At 56.4% G+C, this 16,549-nt stretch carries 15 protein-coding genes; 7 read left to right on the top strand and 8 right to left on the bottom strand.

All coding sequences use genetic code 11. The features are described 5' to 3' along the window. Positions 1–30: 30 nt before the first annotated feature. Positions 31–1,056 carry a Fe(3+) ABC transporter substrate-binding protein gene (locus SR894_RS16435; protein WP_133732065.1) on the bottom strand — a complete coding sequence of 342 codons (1,026 nt, stop codon included), beginning with the start codon at positions 1,054–1,056 and terminating at the stop codon, positions 31–33. A 243-nt stretch (positions 1,057–1,299) separates the two neighbouring features. Here SR894_RS16435 and SR894_RS16430 point away from each other — a divergent pair, with 243 nt between their 5' ends. After that, positions 1,300–2,418, top strand: coding sequence for an ABC transporter ATP-binding protein (locus tag SR894_RS16430; protein WP_133732066.1), 1,119 nt, complete (start codon positions 1,300–1,302; stop codon positions 2,416–2,418). Here the strand turns inward: SR894_RS16430 and SR894_RS16425 are convergent. From SR894_RS16425 to dctP, 4 genes are all read right to left on the bottom strand, one after another. Further along, entirely contained in the window at positions 2,415–4,100 is a 1,686-nt protein-coding gene (locus tag SR894_RS16425) for an ABC transporter permease (RefSeq protein ID WP_223288120.1), read from the bottom strand. The two genes, SR894_RS16430 and SR894_RS16425, sit on opposite strands and share 4 nt — an antisense overlap. Before the next feature lie 210 nt (positions 4,101–4,310). Next, entirely contained in the window at positions 4,311–5,642 is a 1,332-nt protein-coding gene (locus SR894_RS16420; protein WP_133732068.1) for a TRAP transporter large permease, read from the bottom strand. After that, positions 5,639–6,142 (bottom strand): TRAP transporter small permease subunit, encoded by a 504-nt coding sequence (locus SR894_RS16415; RefSeq protein ID WP_133732069.1) that lies wholly within the window; start codon positions 6,140–6,142, stop codon positions 5,639–5,641. Before SR894_RS16415 ends, SR894_RS16420 begins: the two co-directional genes overlap by 4 nt. Before the next feature lie 61 nt (positions 6,143–6,203). Continuing rightward, on the bottom strand, positions 6,204–7,307 hold the full coding sequence (dctP, locus tag SR894_RS16410; protein WP_223288119.1) for a TRAP transporter substrate-binding protein DctP: 1,104 nt from the start codon (positions 7,305–7,307) through the stop codon (positions 6,204–6,206). 382 nt (positions 7,308–7,689) lie between these two features. On the opposite strand from dctP, the gene SR894_RS16405 reads away from it, so the two are divergent. Further along, positions 7,690–9,831: a tRNA(Met) cytidine acetyltransferase TmcA gene (locus SR894_RS16405; RefSeq protein WP_133732158.1), complete on the top strand. Its 2,142-nt coding sequence runs from the start codon at positions 7,690–7,692 to the stop codon at positions 9,829–9,831. A gap of 27 nt (positions 9,832–9,858) precedes the next feature. Then, positions 9,859–11,325, top strand: a complete 1,467-nt coding sequence (locus tag SR894_RS16400; protein ID WP_223288118.1) for an aminoacyl-histidine dipeptidase — start codon at positions 9,859–9,861, stop codon at positions 11,323–11,325. A gap of 63 nt (positions 11,326–11,388) precedes the next feature. Here the strand turns inward: SR894_RS16400 and SR894_RS16395 are convergent, their stop codons facing one another. Then, on the bottom strand, positions 11,389–11,865 hold the full coding sequence (locus SR894_RS16395; RefSeq protein WP_027958621.1) for a Dps family protein: 477 nt from the start codon (positions 11,863–11,865) through the stop codon (positions 11,389–11,391). A 219-nt stretch (positions 11,866–12,084) separates the two neighbouring features. Beyond that, positions 12,085–13,218 (bottom strand): glycerate kinase, encoded by a 1,134-nt coding sequence (locus tag SR894_RS16390; RefSeq protein WP_223288117.1) that lies wholly within the window; start codon positions 13,216–13,218, stop codon positions 12,085–12,087. Between the two features lie 139 nt (positions 13,219–13,357). Here SR894_RS16390 and SR894_RS16385 point away from each other — a divergent pair, with 139 nt between their 5' ends. From SR894_RS16385 to SR894_RS16370, 4 genes are all read left to right on the top strand, one after another. Then, positions 13,358–13,918: a hypothetical protein gene (locus SR894_RS16385; protein WP_166650395.1), complete on the top strand. Its 561-nt coding sequence runs from the start codon at positions 13,358–13,360 to the stop codon at positions 13,916–13,918. After that, positions 13,915–14,274, top strand: a complete 360-nt coding sequence (locus SR894_RS16380; protein ID WP_223288116.1) for a hypothetical protein — start codon at positions 13,915–13,917, stop codon at positions 14,272–14,274. Before SR894_RS16385 ends, SR894_RS16380 begins: the two co-directional genes overlap by 4 nt. Continuing rightward, the gene (locus SR894_RS16375; protein ID WP_223288115.1) at positions 14,271–14,930 is read left to right on the top strand and encodes a DUF1007 family protein; all 660 of its coding nucleotides are present in this window, start codon (positions 14,271–14,273) and stop codon (positions 14,928–14,930) included. Before SR894_RS16380 ends, SR894_RS16375 begins: the two co-directional genes overlap by 4 nt. Positions 14,931–15,008: 78 nt before the next feature. Further along, entirely contained in the window at positions 15,009–16,040 is a 1,032-nt protein-coding gene (locus SR894_RS16370) for a nickel/cobalt transporter (RefSeq protein WP_223288114.1), read from the top strand. Between the two features lie 7 nt (positions 16,041–16,047). Here SR894_RS16370 and SR894_RS16365 read toward each other — a convergent pair whose 3' ends face one another. After that, complete coding sequence (locus SR894_RS16365; RefSeq protein WP_133732076.1) at positions 16,048–16,467, bottom strand: HIT domain-containing protein; 420 nt, start codon at positions 16,465–16,467, stop codon at positions 16,048–16,050. Positions 16,468–16,549 lie beyond the last annotated feature (82 nt).

The following is a 16,549-nucleotide window of genomic DNA, read 5'->3' as shown; positions in this document are numbered from 1 at the left end:
ATGTTCTTCCCTTAAAGCGGGAAGGGGGGCTTAACGCCAGCCGACGCGATCAAAAATGCGGATCGCTTCAGGGTTGTTTTCACCCAGCACGCTGATGTTCACGTCATCCGTTTTGAAGTTGCCCCAGGATTCCAGCACCGGATCCTTCTTGATGCCTTCAACTACCGGGAACTCATTGTTGCCGGAGGCGAAAATTTCCTGAGCAGTGTCGGAAGAGAGGTACTCTAGGAAGCGAATGGCGTTTTCGCGGTTAGGTGCTCCTTCCACCACACCGGCGCCGCCAACGTTCACGTGAGTGCCGCGGTCATCCTGGTTGGGGAAAATGATACCCACTTTGCGGGCGGCTTCGCGCTCGGCGTCGTCATCAGACTTCAGCAGGCGAACATAGTAGTAGTGATTGGCCACTGCGATGTCACACTCGCCGCTGGCCACGCCCAGAATCTGGTCGGTATCGCCACCTTCCGGATCCCGCGCCATGTTGTTAACCACGCCCTGGGCCCACTCTTCGGCACCCTCTTCGCCATGGTGCTCAATCATCGCGGCGAGCAGGGACTGATTGTAAATATTGTTGGAAGAGCGAATGCATACCTTGCCTTCAAACTGCGGGTCAGCAAGATCTTCGTAGCTAGAGATCTGGCTCGGATCGAAGTTTTCGCGATTATAGAAAATAACCCGGGCACGCTGACTAAAGCCGAACCACAGGCCGTCAGGGTGGCGCATGGCTTCAGGCAGGCGCTCATTGAGAACGTCCGACTCGACGCTTTGGAAGATGCCTTCATCTTCAGCGCGCCAGAGGCGGCCAGCATCGACGGTGAGCATGATGTCTGCAGGGCTGGCCACGCCTTCGCGCTGAATGCGTTCAATCAACTGGTCGGAATCGCCTTCAAGGATGTTGACTTCGATGCCTGTCTCTTCGGTGAACGCATCATAGAGGCGCTCGTCAGAGTCGTAGTGGCGCGCGGAGTAAAGGTTGAGCTCGTCTGCAGCGACCTGACCGGCAAACGTAGCACCCACCATCATCGCTGCCATCGGAGCAACAAAGCGTACGGTTTTCATCAAGTACATCCTTATTTATTGAATGATAATAAGTTACATTATTAACATTGTTATTGAAGCGTTTCATTTGTCCTACGTCAAGAGGAAACGCCTACCTAAAAGGTGGTACGTGCATAACCGGCCAATAAAAAATAGAATGCAAACAACTTTCAAATGTACTGAATCCGCGTTTATTCTTCTTAAGGTGCGGCTTGCTCACCTGAAAAGTGCTATTCAGGCAGTGCTAATTAATAGCGGTGATTTATGACAGCAACTCTAAAGGTAATTGAAAGAAGGGATGCTGAGGCAGCAACTCGCTCATCGGCGTTAACCTTGCACAATGTACGCCACGCTTATGATGGCCATACGGTCGTCAAAGGGGTGGACTTAAGCGTTGCTCCAGGCGAGGTGGTCTGCCTATTGGGTCCCTCTGGTTGCGGTAAAACTACGCTACTGCGTATCGCGGCGGGCTTAGAAGCTCTGCAAGAGGGCAGCGTTTCCTTGGAGGATATTTATATTGCAGGCCCGGGGCAGCGTCACGTGCCGCCTGAAAAGCGCAATGTCGGGTTGGCGTTTCAAGACTCGGCTCTTTTCCCCCACTTAACCGTTTTGGAGAATGTCACCTTTGGGCTTAAACATTTAGCCTCTCGCGAGCGTCGAGAGCGGGCGGCCAAGCTGCTGGAGCAGTTGGGTATGGCCGCGTATATCGATGTTTACCCGCACATGCTTTCAGGCGGGCAACAGCAGCGGGTGGCCCTGGCACGAGCGCTGGCGCCATCTCCGCGCTTAATGCTGTTGGATGAACCGTTCTCAAGCCTGGATGCGCGTCTACGCGATCGCATCCGCGACGACACGCTGCACGTGCTGAAAAAAGTCGGCGCGGCGACGCTGTTGGTGACCCATGACCCCGAAGAGGCCATGTTTATGGCCGATCGCATCGCGCTGATGCGGGACGGACGGATCGTCCAAACGGGAACGCCACGAGAGCTTTATTGCGCCCCTCAAGACCCTTTTGTCGTGACCTTTTTTGGTGATGTCAATGAGCTGCAGGGCAAGGTGCATAATGGTGCGGTGAACACGCCAGTGGGGCGGGTGCCAGCCGGTGGGCTAGCGGAAGGCAGCGACGCACAGGTCATGATTCGGCCTGAGGCGCTGCGGATTGTTGAACGTGAACTGCCTGCGGATGAGCACCGTCATAGTCATGTGGTAATGGCGAAGCTGCTGGGCCGTACCAGCCTTCTGCACCTGTGTGCTCATGGTGAAAACGGTCTTGAGGCCCACCTGCACGCCCGTGTACCAGGGGTGTTTTTACCCGCTGAGGGGCAGCCGGTGGATATTCACCTCGACCTTTCCCAGGTGTTTGTTTTCCCGCTCAAACCTTAGGATTTAGCCCCGGGTCGTGAGCGGCGCATGGCCATGCTAAGCAGAATAACCGGCAGGATGCCCACCACCACAATGGCCAATGACGACGTCGATGCTTCGGCCAACCGCTCGTCAGAGGCGAGGTTATGCGCCCGCACGGCCAAAGTGTCGAAGTTGAAGGGGCGCAGGATAATTGTCGCGGGCAGCTCCTTCATGACGTCAACGAAGACTAAAATTCCTGCCGCCAACAGGCTGCTGCGCATCATTGGCGTATGAATGTGGCGCAGCGTGCCCCCCGCCGTTTGGCCCAGGGTACGCGAGGCGGCATCCATGCTGGGTGTCACTTTGCCTAAGCTCGCCTCAACGGCATTGAACGAGACGGCTAAAAAGCGCACGACATAGGCGTATAACAAAATAAATGCCGACCCACTGAAGACCAAGCCAACGATGTACTCATAGTGATTATTCAGCCAGGTGTTGAGGGCGTTATCCAGCCAGGCAAACGGAATCAGAATACCCACCGCCACTACCGAACCGGGAATCGCGTAGCCCATAGAGGCGACTCGAGAAGCCACTCGCGCAAACGTCGTATCGTGCATGCGCACGCCGTAACTCAGCACAACGGCCAAGCCGACGGCGATCACCGCGGCCACCGTTGCCAGCCCCAGGCTATTCCAGGCGTAGCCGATAAAGCGTGAGCCCCACAGCGAATCGCCCCCTTGCAAGGCTAAATTGAGCAGAATTCCGCTGGGCAGTAAAAAGCCCACCAGTACCGGCACCAGGCAGGCTAGTGTCGCCGCTGCAGCGCGCCAGCCGTTCAATACGTATTCGGGCAACTGCTGATAGCGATTGGTGGTGTGGAAATAGCGGCGCTTACCCCGTGACCAGCGTTCCAGCAGCACTAGCACAATCACGAAGGTGAGCAGGCACGCTGCCAGCTGCGCCGCCGCTACCTGTTCACCCATGCCAAACCAGGTGCGATAGATACCGGTGGTAAAGGTATCGACGCCGAAGAACTGAACCGCCCCAAACTCGTTAAGTGTTTCCATCAGCACCAGCGATACCCCACCCACCAGCGCCGGACGTGCCAACGGTACGGCGACGCTGGCAAACAGTTTCCAGGGGCCGCGGCCGAGGGTGCGGCCTACATCCAGCACGCAGACCGACTGTTCTAAAAACGAGGCGCGGGCCAGCAGATAGACGTAAGGGTAGAGCACCAGGGTAATCACCGTTGCTGCGCCACCCAGGGAGCGAATGTTAGGAAAGTAGTAATCGCCATACCCCCAGCCAAACGTCTCGCGTAGCAGGCTTTGTAACGGCCCAGCAAATTGGAGAAAGTCGGTGTAAGCGTAGGCGATAACGTAGGTGGGTACGGCTAACGGCAGCAGTAGCGCCCACTCGAATAGCCGCTTGCCGGGAAAGCGGCACATCACCACCAGCCAGGCCGTCCCTGTGCCTATGATCAGCGTGCCGAGTCCTACGGTCACAACGAGCCAGAAGGTGTTGTTTAAATAGCGGCCAAGTACGGTGCTGGCCAAGTGTTGCCAAACGCCGTCGGTGGGCATCGCGATATGGGCAAATACCACCAGCACAGGCAGCGCTACGACGAGCGCCACTGCGATCAGGGCAATTGACCAGGGGCTAGCGCGACGGCTAAGCGAAGAGGAGAAGGCGAATAGCCCGCGATAGCTGGATCTGAGCAAGCGAACACTCCTTGCCTTGACTAAAAGCAGTAATAGAAAACCGGAAAGTAGCGCAGCACACGTAATGCGAAACTCAATACGAAATAGTGACGGGCGTGAATAGTAGCACTGGCGCTGCGCTGCTGCAGCTTTGCAGGCGGGTAGGCGGTGCAAAAAAGCCCGCCGAAGCGGGCCATAATGGTTGCACGTTAAGCTTTAAGTTCAGAGGGCCTAGTAACCACCCAACAGCATTCTAGGCAGGCCGGTAATCAACCAGGGGAAGAACGCCATTAGCGTACACGCTAGTAGTATCAAAGCGACGAAAGGCACTACCGCTTTGTACAGGTCGACGATTTCGACCCCGGGGGGAGCCACGCCTTTTAAGTAAAACAGCGCATAGCCAAAGGGCGGAGTCAGGAATGAGGTTTGTAGCACTACTGCCACCATCACCACGAACCAGAGTATATCCACGCCCATGGTTTCGACGATGGGCAGCATGATCGGGAAGCTCAGCAGCACGATGCCGGTCCAATCCAGGAACATGCCCAGGATAAATACCAGGAAGAGCATTAGGATCAGCGCGCCAACGGTGCCGCCAGGCATGGCCAGAACAAAGTCGCTTATCACGGTCATGCCGCCGCCAATCGAGAATACCCCGGTAAAGGCTGTTGCCCCAACCAGTACCAACATCACCATAGTGGTGGTTTTACCCGCCTCAATAAGCGTGTGATAGCAGGTCGATAATTTACGATCACCGAAAATCAAAAACAGTAAGAAGGCGATAAACACACCAATCGCTGAAGCTTCAGTGGCAGTCGCTACCCCTGTGAATAGTGCGCCCAGTACGCCAAGAATCAGCGTCATCGGCGGCACTACATACTTCCCCAGCATGATCAGCAGCTGTTTAGTACTAACTTCTGCGCGCTCTTCTGCAGGCACTTTCGGGCCATAGCTGGGTTTCAGCCAGCAGATCACCAGCACATACAGAGCGTACATTACACCGAGCAGTAAGCCGGGTATTAGCGCGCCCGCAAATAGTGCGCCCACGGAAACCGGTGAGTAGCTAGCCATTAAAATCAGCATGATGCTAGGCGGAATCAGAATGCCCAAACAGCCGCTGGCCATGATGACACCGGCGCTTAGCTCTTTGTTGTAGCCATACTTTAGCATTGGCACCAAGGCAATCATGCCCATGACGGCAATGGAGGCTCCAACGATGCCGGTAGTTGCCGCCAGTAGCACTGACACAACTACAACGGTAAGCGCAAGCCCGCCCCTAAGGTTGGCTAGCAGTAGCCGCATAGCATCAAACATTTTTTCGGTAACGCCCGAGTCGTTAAGAAAGCGCGCCATCAAAATAAACAGCGGAATAGCGACCAGGACATAGTTATCCATCGCGTTGCCATAGACATTGTTAATAATGATTCCAAGTGTGTTGGTACCTGGCCCTAGATAGGCGCCTATTACCGCCATTCCACCGAGAACGAAGGCCAGCGGGTGGCCCATAAACAGGCCGACTAACAGCCCCCCAAACATGACCAGGGTCAGTAGTTCTGCGCTCATGCGGTCTCCTCCTCACGAAGCTGCATGATGGCGCGCAGCACAATAGCGATCGCTTGTAACAGAATAAGCGCTGCTGCCACTACAATGACCCCTTTTACCGGGTAAACGGGAATAGCGACCATGCCGTAGGTGGTTTCGCCACGACTGAACGAGCGCTCAAAAAAGCTCCAGCCGTAGGTTAGCAACAGCCAAATAAACGGAACAAAGAACACCAAGTAGCTGATTAGCTCTAAAACTGCCTGCTTTTTGCGCGACAGTAATCGTTTCAACACGTCGACTTCCACATGCGCATGGTGGCGTAGCCCATAAGCGGCCATCAGCATAAAGTGAGCGCCAAATAACATTTTGGTGACATCAAATGCCCAGTCGCTTGGCCGACCAAAGAAAAAGCGGGACACTATGTCGTACAGCACTATCAGGGTGATGATGGCAATTAAAGGCGCAATAATGCGGCCAAACAGCTCGTTAATCGCATCGATCGCCTTGGCAATCGCATTCATGGAAACTCTCCACAGCCCAAAACCAACCGCCCCAGAGTAGCTGGGGCGGTACCTAAACGCCTTACAGGCAGGCTTCGATCTCTTCTAGTGAAGGCAGATTGTCGATAGTGCGGGTCATATTGAACGGTGCCGTCACATCACGCCAAGGGGCATACTCCTGCATATAAGTAATCATTGAGTGGTACACTTTTGCGTGATCGGAGTCTTCACACGCGCCCCGCAAGATGACTTCGTTAGTCACGTCTTGAATGCGGGCCAAGTCTTCTTCGGAGAACTGATTGATTGTCACGCCCGCGTCAATAAACTTCTGCGTGGCTGCGGCTGATTCGTGCTCAGACCAAGAAAGCGACCAAGCCATCGTCGCTTTCGAAGCGATTTTTAGTGTTTCCTGGGTCTCTTCGGAAAGGGCATCCCAGGCATCTTTGTTGATCATAACGCCGAAGACGCTGGCCGACTGGTGCCAGCCGGGCGTTGCCCAATAGTCGGCCACTTCCGCAAAGCCCGCGTTGAAGTCTACGCCGGGCGTGGAGAACTCACCGGCATCGATAACGCCGCGCTCAATGGCTTGGTACACTTCGCCACCCGCCAGGGTGACCTGCGAACCGCCCAGTTCTTCAAGCACACGTCCCTGGTCGCGTCCCGAAAGACGCAGACGTTTGCCCTCTAGGTCGGCGATGCTTTCGATCGGTGTTCGGCCCATAAAGCCGGATTCATTGTTAGTAACACCGTAGGGCAGGTACACCATATTGTACTGGCCATAGATCTCCTGATAGAGCTCAAAACCGCCCCACTGCTGGATCCAGTTCATATAATCCACGGCATTAAACAGGCTGGTGGTGGTCGCCAGAGGTGAGAAAGCCGGGTTTAAACCTGCCCAGTAACCGGGCCAATCGCCAGAGGCTTGAATAGCACCTGTTTCGGTGGCATCGAACACTTCAGTGCCGGGCATTAGCGTGCCGCCGGCACGGAAGTTGATCTGCAGCTCTTCGCCCGCCAGTTTATTGACCAGCTCCACCCAGTGCTGGTCAATCTTGATCAGATCAAGGTTTTCCGGCCAGGTGGTGGTCATTGTCCACTGTTCTTGTGCTTGTGCGGTGGTTGTTAGAGTCGCTAAGGCAATACCAGCGGCGAGGCCAGTGAGGGCAAATTTGGTCATTTTTTTCATGATGTATTTCCTGGTTTGGCGTGTGGCGTTATTAGTGTTGGTTACCTGAAGTCAGGAAAGTGCAGCGCCACTGGGTTACGTTTACGTAAACAAGTATTTTGGCGCTTCAGAGCTAAATTAGCACATCAACCCCGCTGCGGTGCAATATCAGTAATGTAAGAGATTTCAGTCATGGGTTTGTATAGAAAAACTTTATAAAAATAATTAAAACAAATCGTTATGTGTATTTTTTAGCGTCAAGGAGAGTGGCTAAGTAGCTCGAAAACGTTGAAAGGAGTTAAATTGTTCAACCAAAGTTGTAAGCATAAGGCACGCGATAAGACGCTCACCAGCACACTGACACATTTAAAAGGGTAACGTGATGGGAAGCAGTCGCTCTGAAATGGAGAGTCATTTGCTAAATACCCCTGTGCTAGCGAATAAATCGCAAGAGCGGATGGTGGTGGCGCTGGTTCATCATGCCCAGCGCTTAGCCCGCCGCCATTGGCGCCAGCTAGTGTGGCTAAGCGGCGATGCCGAGCAGTGCCAGTCCATTGCGCAGGCTTTATGGCAAGTCCACGCCTGGAGTGCGCCGTTATGGGTGGGAGATGAGCACCTTTCGCCACGCAAGGCACGCACGCGCCTGGGTGCAGAGCATCAGTTGGTAGTGCTCGACACCCACGGCACCGGGTTTGATCCCGAAGCCTTGGGGGCATTGTCGGGAACGCTCACCGCCGGAGGTTTGCTGGTATTGCTTACCCCGCAGCCGTGGGGGAAGTCACCAGATCCGGACTACGTACGCTTTGCTGATCATCCTTGGCACTGGTCAGAGCTGAGCTGTCACTACCTGGCGCGCTTGGTGCGTCATCTGCAGGCCGCGCCTCAGATAGTGCGCTGGCGGGCTGACCAGGCGCTGTATCTGCCTCGACTGCCTGTGTGCAAAGCAGGCGAAACCGCAAGTGGCGATAGCGACTGCCTGACCTCAGATCAAGCTTACGCAGTGAAACAGCTGGTTGGTTTAAAGCGCCGCCGTCCGTTGGTCATAACCGCTGATCGTGGGCGTGGCAAAAGCGCCGCGCTGGGTATTGCCTGCGCTCGGCTGCTAACCCGCAAAGCCCAACGAGTAGTGCTCACCGCGCCGCGGCTGAGTGCGGTGGAGAGCGTGTTCGAGCGGGTAGCGGCACTTTGCCCGGACGGCCGTCGCACTGCCCCAGGCCAGTTTGTGCTGGCCCAGGGCAGCGAACTGATTTTTTTACCCCCGGATGTTCTCACCGAGCAGATTACCGCCCAGCAGCAGGGCGGTGATGGCAGTTATCTAATGGTCGATGAGGCGGCGGCGATTCCCGCGGCGCTGCTGGGCCAGTGGCTCGCCGCTTTTCCGCGTATTGCTTTTGCCACCACGGTGCATGGCTATGAGGGGTCGGGGAGAGGTTTCGCCTTGCGCTTTCGCGCTACCCTTGATCGCCTGACGCCCCAGTGGAAAGCGCTAACGCTTAACGCGCCCATTCGCTGGCGCAGCGGCGACCCGTTGGAAGCTCTGGTCAATCAACTGCTGTTGTTAAAAGCACCGCTGCCCAGCGCTCAGACGGATGGCGGAGCAGTGGCAGCCAAGGTGATTGATCGAGCTCGGCTCGCCCATCAAGACGCTATGTTGGAGAAGCTGTTTGGGCTGCTGGTACAGTCCCACTACCGCACTTCACCCAATGACCTGCGCCAACTACTTGACGGCCCAGGGACTCAGCTACGCATGATTGAGCAGGCAGGCGAGCCTCAAGCGGTATTGGTTACCCGTGAAGAGGGCGGCTTTGAGCCAGCCCTCGCCGACCTGGTCGCCCGCGGTGAACGACGCCCTCAGGGGCATTTGTTGGCGCAATCACTGGCGACCCACGTCGGTAGCCGCGAAGCACTGACCGCTCGCTGGCGGCGGGTAGTGCGTATAGCGACCCACCCCGAACGGCGTCGCCAAGGCTTGGGGCAAACGTTGCTAGACGAGGATATGGCCGCTGCCAAACAGCAAGGCGTGGCACTTTATGGTGCGACCTTTGGCGCTGAAGCGTCACTGCTGCGTTTTTGGCTGGCGCTGGGTTTTACGCCGGTACGTTTAGGGATGACCCGGGAGACGTCCACCGGTGAGTTTGCCGTTATGGTGGCCAAAGCGCTGACTTCGGAGGGCGAGGCGGTGCTTGGGGATCTCCGTGAGCGCTTTCAGATGGCGCTTCCAGCTCTGTTGGCCTTTGAGCTGAAAGCGCTGCCCGCTGAGGTGCTCGTAGTGCTGCTGGCTCAAATGCCGAGCATGCCACTGAGTGACCGAGAGTGTCAGGATATTGAGGACGTAGCGACCGCCCATCGCGACCCAGCTCTTGCCCGCCCAGCTCTGCAAGCCTTGGCCCGCGTAGCCAGCCACCGTGCTTTAACTGAGCCACAACAGCAGGCGCATCAACAGTTATCTGCCTGGGCGTTTCAAAATATCGCCTTAGCAAATGCTCACAATGACGCCATGAAAGCCCTACGCCTCGCTGTTAATAGTCTCATTGAGGTAAAGTAGCCCGGTTACCGATAACGAAGAGTCTTTATGAACGCACATCTTGACGCGCTTGAGCCTTCCTTGGTTTGGCGCCACTTTCGAACGCTTTGTAACACGCCGCGCCCCTCTGGGCATGAGGCGGCACTCGTCGCTACCCTCGAAAGCTGGGCCGATGCCCAAGGCCTCGCCCACGACCGGGATACCTTCGGTAATTTACGTCTGCGTAAACCGGCCTCTCCCGGCTGTGAACAGGCTCCGGGCGTGGTACTCCAGGGTCATCTGGACATGGTGGCCCAGGCCAACAGCGATCATGCGCACGACTTTACCCGTGACCCGATCGCTACCTATGTCGCCGACGGCTGGTTGCACGCCGAGGGCACCACCTTGGGCGCCGACAATGGGATGGGCGTGGCGGCGATTCTCGCTGTGCTGGAAGACCCTGATTTACGCCACGGGCCGCTGGAAGCGCTTTTCACTCTGGAGGAGGAGACCTCGATGGGCGGCGCGCTGAACCTGGCTGAGGACTGGCTCGAAGGCTCGCTGCTACTCAACCTGGATAGCGAAGATCGGGGGCAGGTTTATATTGGCTGCGCAGGTGGGGCTGATGTTGAAGTTGATGCCCAACTGCCCAGCGCTGCTGCTGGTGACCATGAGCGGGTGATCGAAATCGCCTTGACCGGCCTGAAGGGCGGCCATTCCGGCGCGGATATCCATAAGCCGCTGGGTAACGCCAACCGGTTGTTGGTCAGAGTGCTGCGTTCGCTGGAAGCCTTTGATGCGCGCTTGATTAGCTACCATGGTGGCACCTTGCGCAATGCAATCCCCAGAGAAGCCTTTGCCCAGGTGGCGCTGCCCGCCGATGAAGTGGATGCGGCCATGGTGACTATCGCCGGGCTGGAAACGATTCTATTAAGAGAGTTAGGCAGTGGCGACAGCGGCCTTAAAGTTAGCGCCCAACGTCTGACTGAGATACCCGACGCGGAGCCGCTAACCTTGGACGCCAGCGTTATGTTGCTGGCAGCGCTTCACGCGGCCCCCTGTGGCGTCGAACGGATGAGCGCGGATGTGCCAGGCGTGGTGGAAACCTCCAATAACCTGGGCGTACTAAGTCTGGAGAATGGGCGGTTGCACCTTTGTGCACTGGTACGCTCACTCCACGACAGTGCAGTGATGGCCATGGCGGATCGCTTTCAAGCGCTGTTTGGATTGATCGGCGCACGGGTAAAAGTGGAAAACGGCTACCCCGGTTGGGCGCCGAATCCGAACGGCGAGCTTCTAGCGACCTTTAAAGCACGCCATGCGGCGCTGCTGGATCGTGAGCCGGAGGTGAAGGTGATACATGCGGGGCTCGAGTGTGGCATTCTTGGCAGCAAATACCCGCATTTGGAGATGATATCCTTTGGCCCGCTGATTCGCGGCGCTCACTCGCCGGATGAGCGGGTGGAGATAGCCTCTGTGGCGGAGTTTTGGTCAATGCTGCGGGCGCTGATTGAAGATCTTGCCGATCAGCGTTAATCCTCCCGCGCGAATACCAAAGCGGCACCTCGACGGTGCCGCTTTTACATCAAAACATGACGCTTACTTGCTTAAATAGGCGTTGAGCATCCAGATGGTTTTTTCCTGCTCGCGGATGTAGTCACCGGCTTGCGCCGCGGTGCCTTCATCGTCGGCGTCAGACGCTAGCGCTAGCAGTTCACGCTGTAGTTCAATGATCGTTTGGTAGCCTTTCAGCACGCCTTTGACGCAGGTGGTGCCGTCGTGAACGTCTTTATCTTCCTGAATGCGTGACAGCGTTACGTAGTCGCTGTAGGCGTGTACCGGCTTGTGGCCCAGGGTCAGAATACGCTCTGCAACTTCGTCCACTTTGGTTAGCAGGTCGGTATAGAACTCTTCAAATTTAGCGTGCAGCTCAAAAAAGTCGCTACCGCGAACATTCCAGTGGTAGCCGCGCACGTTCATATAGAAAATTTGGTAGTTGGCCAGCAGGTGGTTGAGCTTTTCGGCGAGTTGACTAGCGCTTCCTTCGTGTAGACCAATGCTATTGGTGTCAGTCATATCCTGCTTCCTCTTTATGCCGCAGTGTTTATGTCACAGTAGGCGGCGGTTGATGCGTGTTTCCAGAATAGGGTGTCATTGGGGCGATGCAAAACAAGTTTTTTGCATCGCTGCCATAGAGCTTTGACATTAGCGCTTTGACATTAGGCCGCTGTCGTTACCCTTTGCTAATTTAATAGATGCTGGCGGCAAGAGCTTTTTTCAAGGTCTACATAGATTTCAAGGTCTGTGCACCCACAGCCGAAGCAGGCTTTCACAGCGTGCTTCCAGTAGCTCAGCGGTGCGCGGTAGCGCATCGGCTAGCGTCATGGGGCCATCGGCTAACGCGAAAGCGGCGGTGACGCCTTCATCAAAACAGGCTTGCCAGCCGTCTCCTAGGCTGCCTGCCAGCACAATGACGGGTTTGCGAAGACGCTTGGCGGCACGGGAGACGCCAATGGGAGTTTTACCCGCCAGGCTCTGTCCATCCAAACGGCCTTCGCCGGTAATCACCAGGTCGGCGCATGCCAAGAGCGAAGCCATGTCGGCCTGCTGCATAATCATCTCAATGCCGGGCTTTAGCGTGGCATTTAAAAAAGCCTTGGCCGCAAACCCCATGCCACCCGCCGCCCCTGCGCCTGGTAGCTTTCGATAATCATCGCCTAATGCTTGAGCGCTGATATCGGCGAAGTGACCAAGCGCACGATCCAACTGCTCGACTTCTTCAGGCGATGCACCTTTTTGCGGACCAAATACCGCGCTGGCACCGTGCTCGCCCAGCAGAGGGTTATCTACATCAACGGCGGCTTCCAGGGTAAGCTTGGCTAATCGCGGGTCTAGCCCGTTGAGCTCTAAGCTAGCCAATTGATTAAGCGCCGCGCCGCCTGGGGGGAGATGTTCGCCGTGTCGATCTAAAAAGCGCGCACCTAGTGCCTGCAGCATACCGGCGCCGCCGTCATTGGTAGCGCTGCCGCCAAGCAGCAAAAGCGCTTTTTCAGCGCCTTGATCCAGGGCCGCCAACAGCAGCTCTCCCACCCCGAACGTGGAAGTGTGGAGGGCATTGCGCTCATCAATCTCAAGATGCTGTAAGCCACTGGCTTCTGCCAGCTCAAGAAACGCGGTACGCTGGTCGCTCAGCCAGCCCCAGGCCGCTTGACGTGGACGACCCAGGGCGTCTTGAACGTTTAGCTGGCGCCGCTCGGCGCCGGTGGCGGCGATCAGTGCGTCTAAACTGCCTTCGCCGCCGTCAGCTAAAGGGCAGACCTGAACGTGAGCCTCAGGGTTAGCCCGCTGTACGCCCCGCGCCATGGCGGCCGCTGCGTCTTGGGCGCTTAGTGCATCTTTGAAGCTGTCGGGGCAAAGCAAAACATTCATTAGCACGATCTCCGCAAAACGGTGTCTTCAAGACGGTGTCTTCATTACCCTACAATGTCAGTTAAGTATGACCACCTTTGGCGAGCTTAGCGCGCTAGACTGCGCCAAACCAGCGACCTCGCCCATTAGAGGGACTAACATGAAGTCGATTCCTATTAGCTTCACCTGCTTGTTGGCGCTTGCTGGCTGTCAAGTGGTTCCTGATCGCTTGCCGCAAGCAGAACCAGCGCCTGCGGCCTCGTGCTATTTTCCCGCCACCCATGAACGGGCGCTAGAAGCCAGCGTTGAGGTGCTCACTGAATGGGGGTTTACTCTGAACTCTACCGATACCTCCCTGGGCTTGATCAGCGCCAGCCGTGAACGGCCACTGCACGGTTATTATGATCCTTACGATGATGCTTACAGCTTTGGTCATGGAATGCGCCTGTTTGGTGGTTTGGGCATAGGGCGCGGTGGTTCCGGTGTCGGTTTTGGCATCGGGGGGATTGGTTATGGCGGTGGCGTGGGCCAGCAGCCGGTGGAGGTGGAGCGTGTATCGCTATTGGTGGACGACACGCATATTCGTATATCCCGAGACATCCGCCGCTTCGATCACTGGGGGGATCTGCGTGAATCCTACAGTGCCAGCAACGACGATTTTTGTCAGCGCTTTCAAACCAGCTTTACGCAAACGGTACCTGCGACCGGGAGGCCGTTATGAAAATTCGCCACTGGTTGTTAATGGTGCTACTGGGAGGATTGGCTGGCTGCGCGACGACAACGCCTTTGGAACCCCGTGAATTGGTTTACGCTACCTCTTCAGAGGAAACCTTTCGCGAAGCCGTGGAATTGATGGTAGAGCAGGGCTATGTGGTACGCCATGCGGATCTGTCCTTGGGGCGCGCCGAGGCATCGCTTGCCCGTTGGCCTGAGTACCGCCTGCAGTTGCAGGTGAGTGAAGAGGGCAGTGGCAGCCGCGTGCGCGTGTCGGCGCTGAAGGGGAGTCAACCCTTGCCGCCCTATTTGCTCGATCCTTGGCTTGTCGCCTTGCAGCATAAGCTGGGGGTCGCACCATGAAGTGGGCAGGTAGCGCAGTCGCCGTTTGCTTGGGCATGAGTAGCCTTGTGGTTAGTCCCGATGCCCGTGCCCACCCTCACGGCTGGATCGACCTGAGTGTGCGGGTCATCACCGATGATCAGGGCATGGTGAGTGGCCTGCATCAAACCTGGCGGATGGATCCTTTCTACAGTCTGGTCGTTTTTGAAGAGCTACAGCAGGTGGAAAACGCCAGTCTAGAAGAGGGGCTTGATCAGCTTGGTAAAGAGATTCGCGATAATCTTGCCGGGCAGCACTATTTAACCGAAGTGAATATAAACGGGGAACGCCAGGCATTGGGCGAGGTAAGCGAATATACCGCCATGGAGCGGGATGGACGGCTAACCTTTATGTTTATCCTGCCGCTGGAAAGTCCCCAGGCGCTGAATGACGCTCTGCTTACGTACCAAGTGTTTGACTCCACCTACTACATCGAAGTGGTGCACGAGGAGGAGGGTGGTCAGCCACGGGATGATGCGCTGATTCTTCACGGTGAACCTAGTTGCGAGTTGTCTATTCTCCCCGCTGACCCCGACCCTGAGCTGGTGATGCAAGCGGCGCTGCTCGATAAAGATGAGAGTGGTGAGCCCGGCTTGGGGCGCTATTTTGCCGAAACCGGCCAAGTTGATTGTCGCTAGGCGCTGTTCGAAAACAGGCGGTGCCGTGTTATGTTATTGCTATGTTACCTTATAACAACTTATCGATGGAGCGGTTAGATGTCCTTAACACGACCCTTTACACGTCAGTTAGGGTTAATGCTGGGCCTGCTGCTAGTCGCGGCGGTGCTCATCATGGTTTGGCAAGGTAGGTTTCAGAGCGTGAGCTATCAGTTACTTGGTTGGCAGCGTGATCTGCACCGTTCGCTAACGCTGGCGATTACCGAACTGTCGCGCACCCCCACCATGGCGACATGGGTAAGCCTACTGAGTATCAGCTTCGCCTATGGCGTGTTTCATGCTGCTGGGCCTGGGCATGGTAAAGCCGTCTTGGCGACTTACCTAGCCACCCACGGAGGTGCGGTAAAGCGTGCCTTGGGACTCTCTTTCGCCGCCTCATTACTGCAAGGCGTGACCGCCATTGCACTGGTCGTTGTGCTGGTTTATGGCCTAGGCTGGGTAACCCGGCAGGCCATGGGCAGCGTTGTCTGGGTGGAGCAGGCTAGTTTTTTGCTGGTGGCGGCGTTAGGGGCGTGGCTATGCTGGCGGGCCGTCAAGCAATTGCGGAGAGCCTACCAGCCCGAGCGAGCGGCTCATTCGCACAGCCCAGACCATGAACATAATCAAGACCATGAACATAGCCATGGTCATGACCACAGCCACTGTTGCGGTGGTGCTCACCATATTGAACCGCATCAGGCGTTAGATTGGCGTACGGCGATGATGACGGTCGGCGCCATTGGTATGCGCCCCTGTAGTGGAGCGGTATTAATGCTGGGGGCGGCCAGCTTGCTGGGTCAATTTGAGGTGGGCGTGGCATCGGTAGTGGCCATGTCGGTCGGCACAGGGATCACGGTGTCAGCGCTCGCCCTGGCGAGCATTTTTGCCCGTGGCTGGGCGCAGCGGCGCTTATCTAGGCAGCAGTACAGCCAGCGCGGTGTACAAAAAACTACCGGCTGGGTGGCTCTGACCGGCGGTGCGCTGATAGTAGTGCTGGGGATTTCGCTTAGCGTTGCGGGTGTCGCACAGCCTGCCAGTGGGCCGCTTCTCAATGAGCCGCCTGCTCGGCAAGGCCACCCATTAACGGGGTAGAAGTATTCTACACATCAAGCCCATCAATAAGTGCCAGCAGCTGATCCCTTAACTGCGCCTGACCATCCAGATCGTAAGGTTCGGGACTGCCATTGCCCCATACCGGTGCTGGCCACGTCGCATCGCTGTGACGTCTAAGCACAACGTGTACATGCAGTTGACTAACCACGTTGCCTAACGAGGCAATGTTGACTTTGTCACCCTTAAGCGCTGTTTTCATTGCCTCGCCTAGCAGAGTGGCTTCACGCCACAGCTGCTGCTGGTCGTCGCCAGAAAGCTCAAATACTTCGCTGATAGTGGCCTGGCGCGGTACTAAAATCACCCAGGGATAGCGCGCGTCATTCATCAGCAACGCACGGCTTAGCGGGAGGTCTGCGATGGGTAAGGTATCTGCGGCAAGGCGTTCATCTAGCTCGAAATTAATCAAAAGATAGGCTCCAGACAGCGCTTTAAATGATTGTTAGCATAGCAGCCGTGAAGTAAATTAGTGAAAGCGAGCGCGATTGCTC

Origin of the sequence: Vreelandella neptunia (assembly GCF_034479615.1) — a bacterium.
GTDB lineage: Bacteria > Pseudomonadota > Gammaproteobacteria > Pseudomonadales > Halomonadaceae > Vreelandella > Vreelandella neptunia.
This window is presented reverse-complemented; position numbering and strand designations above follow the sequence as displayed.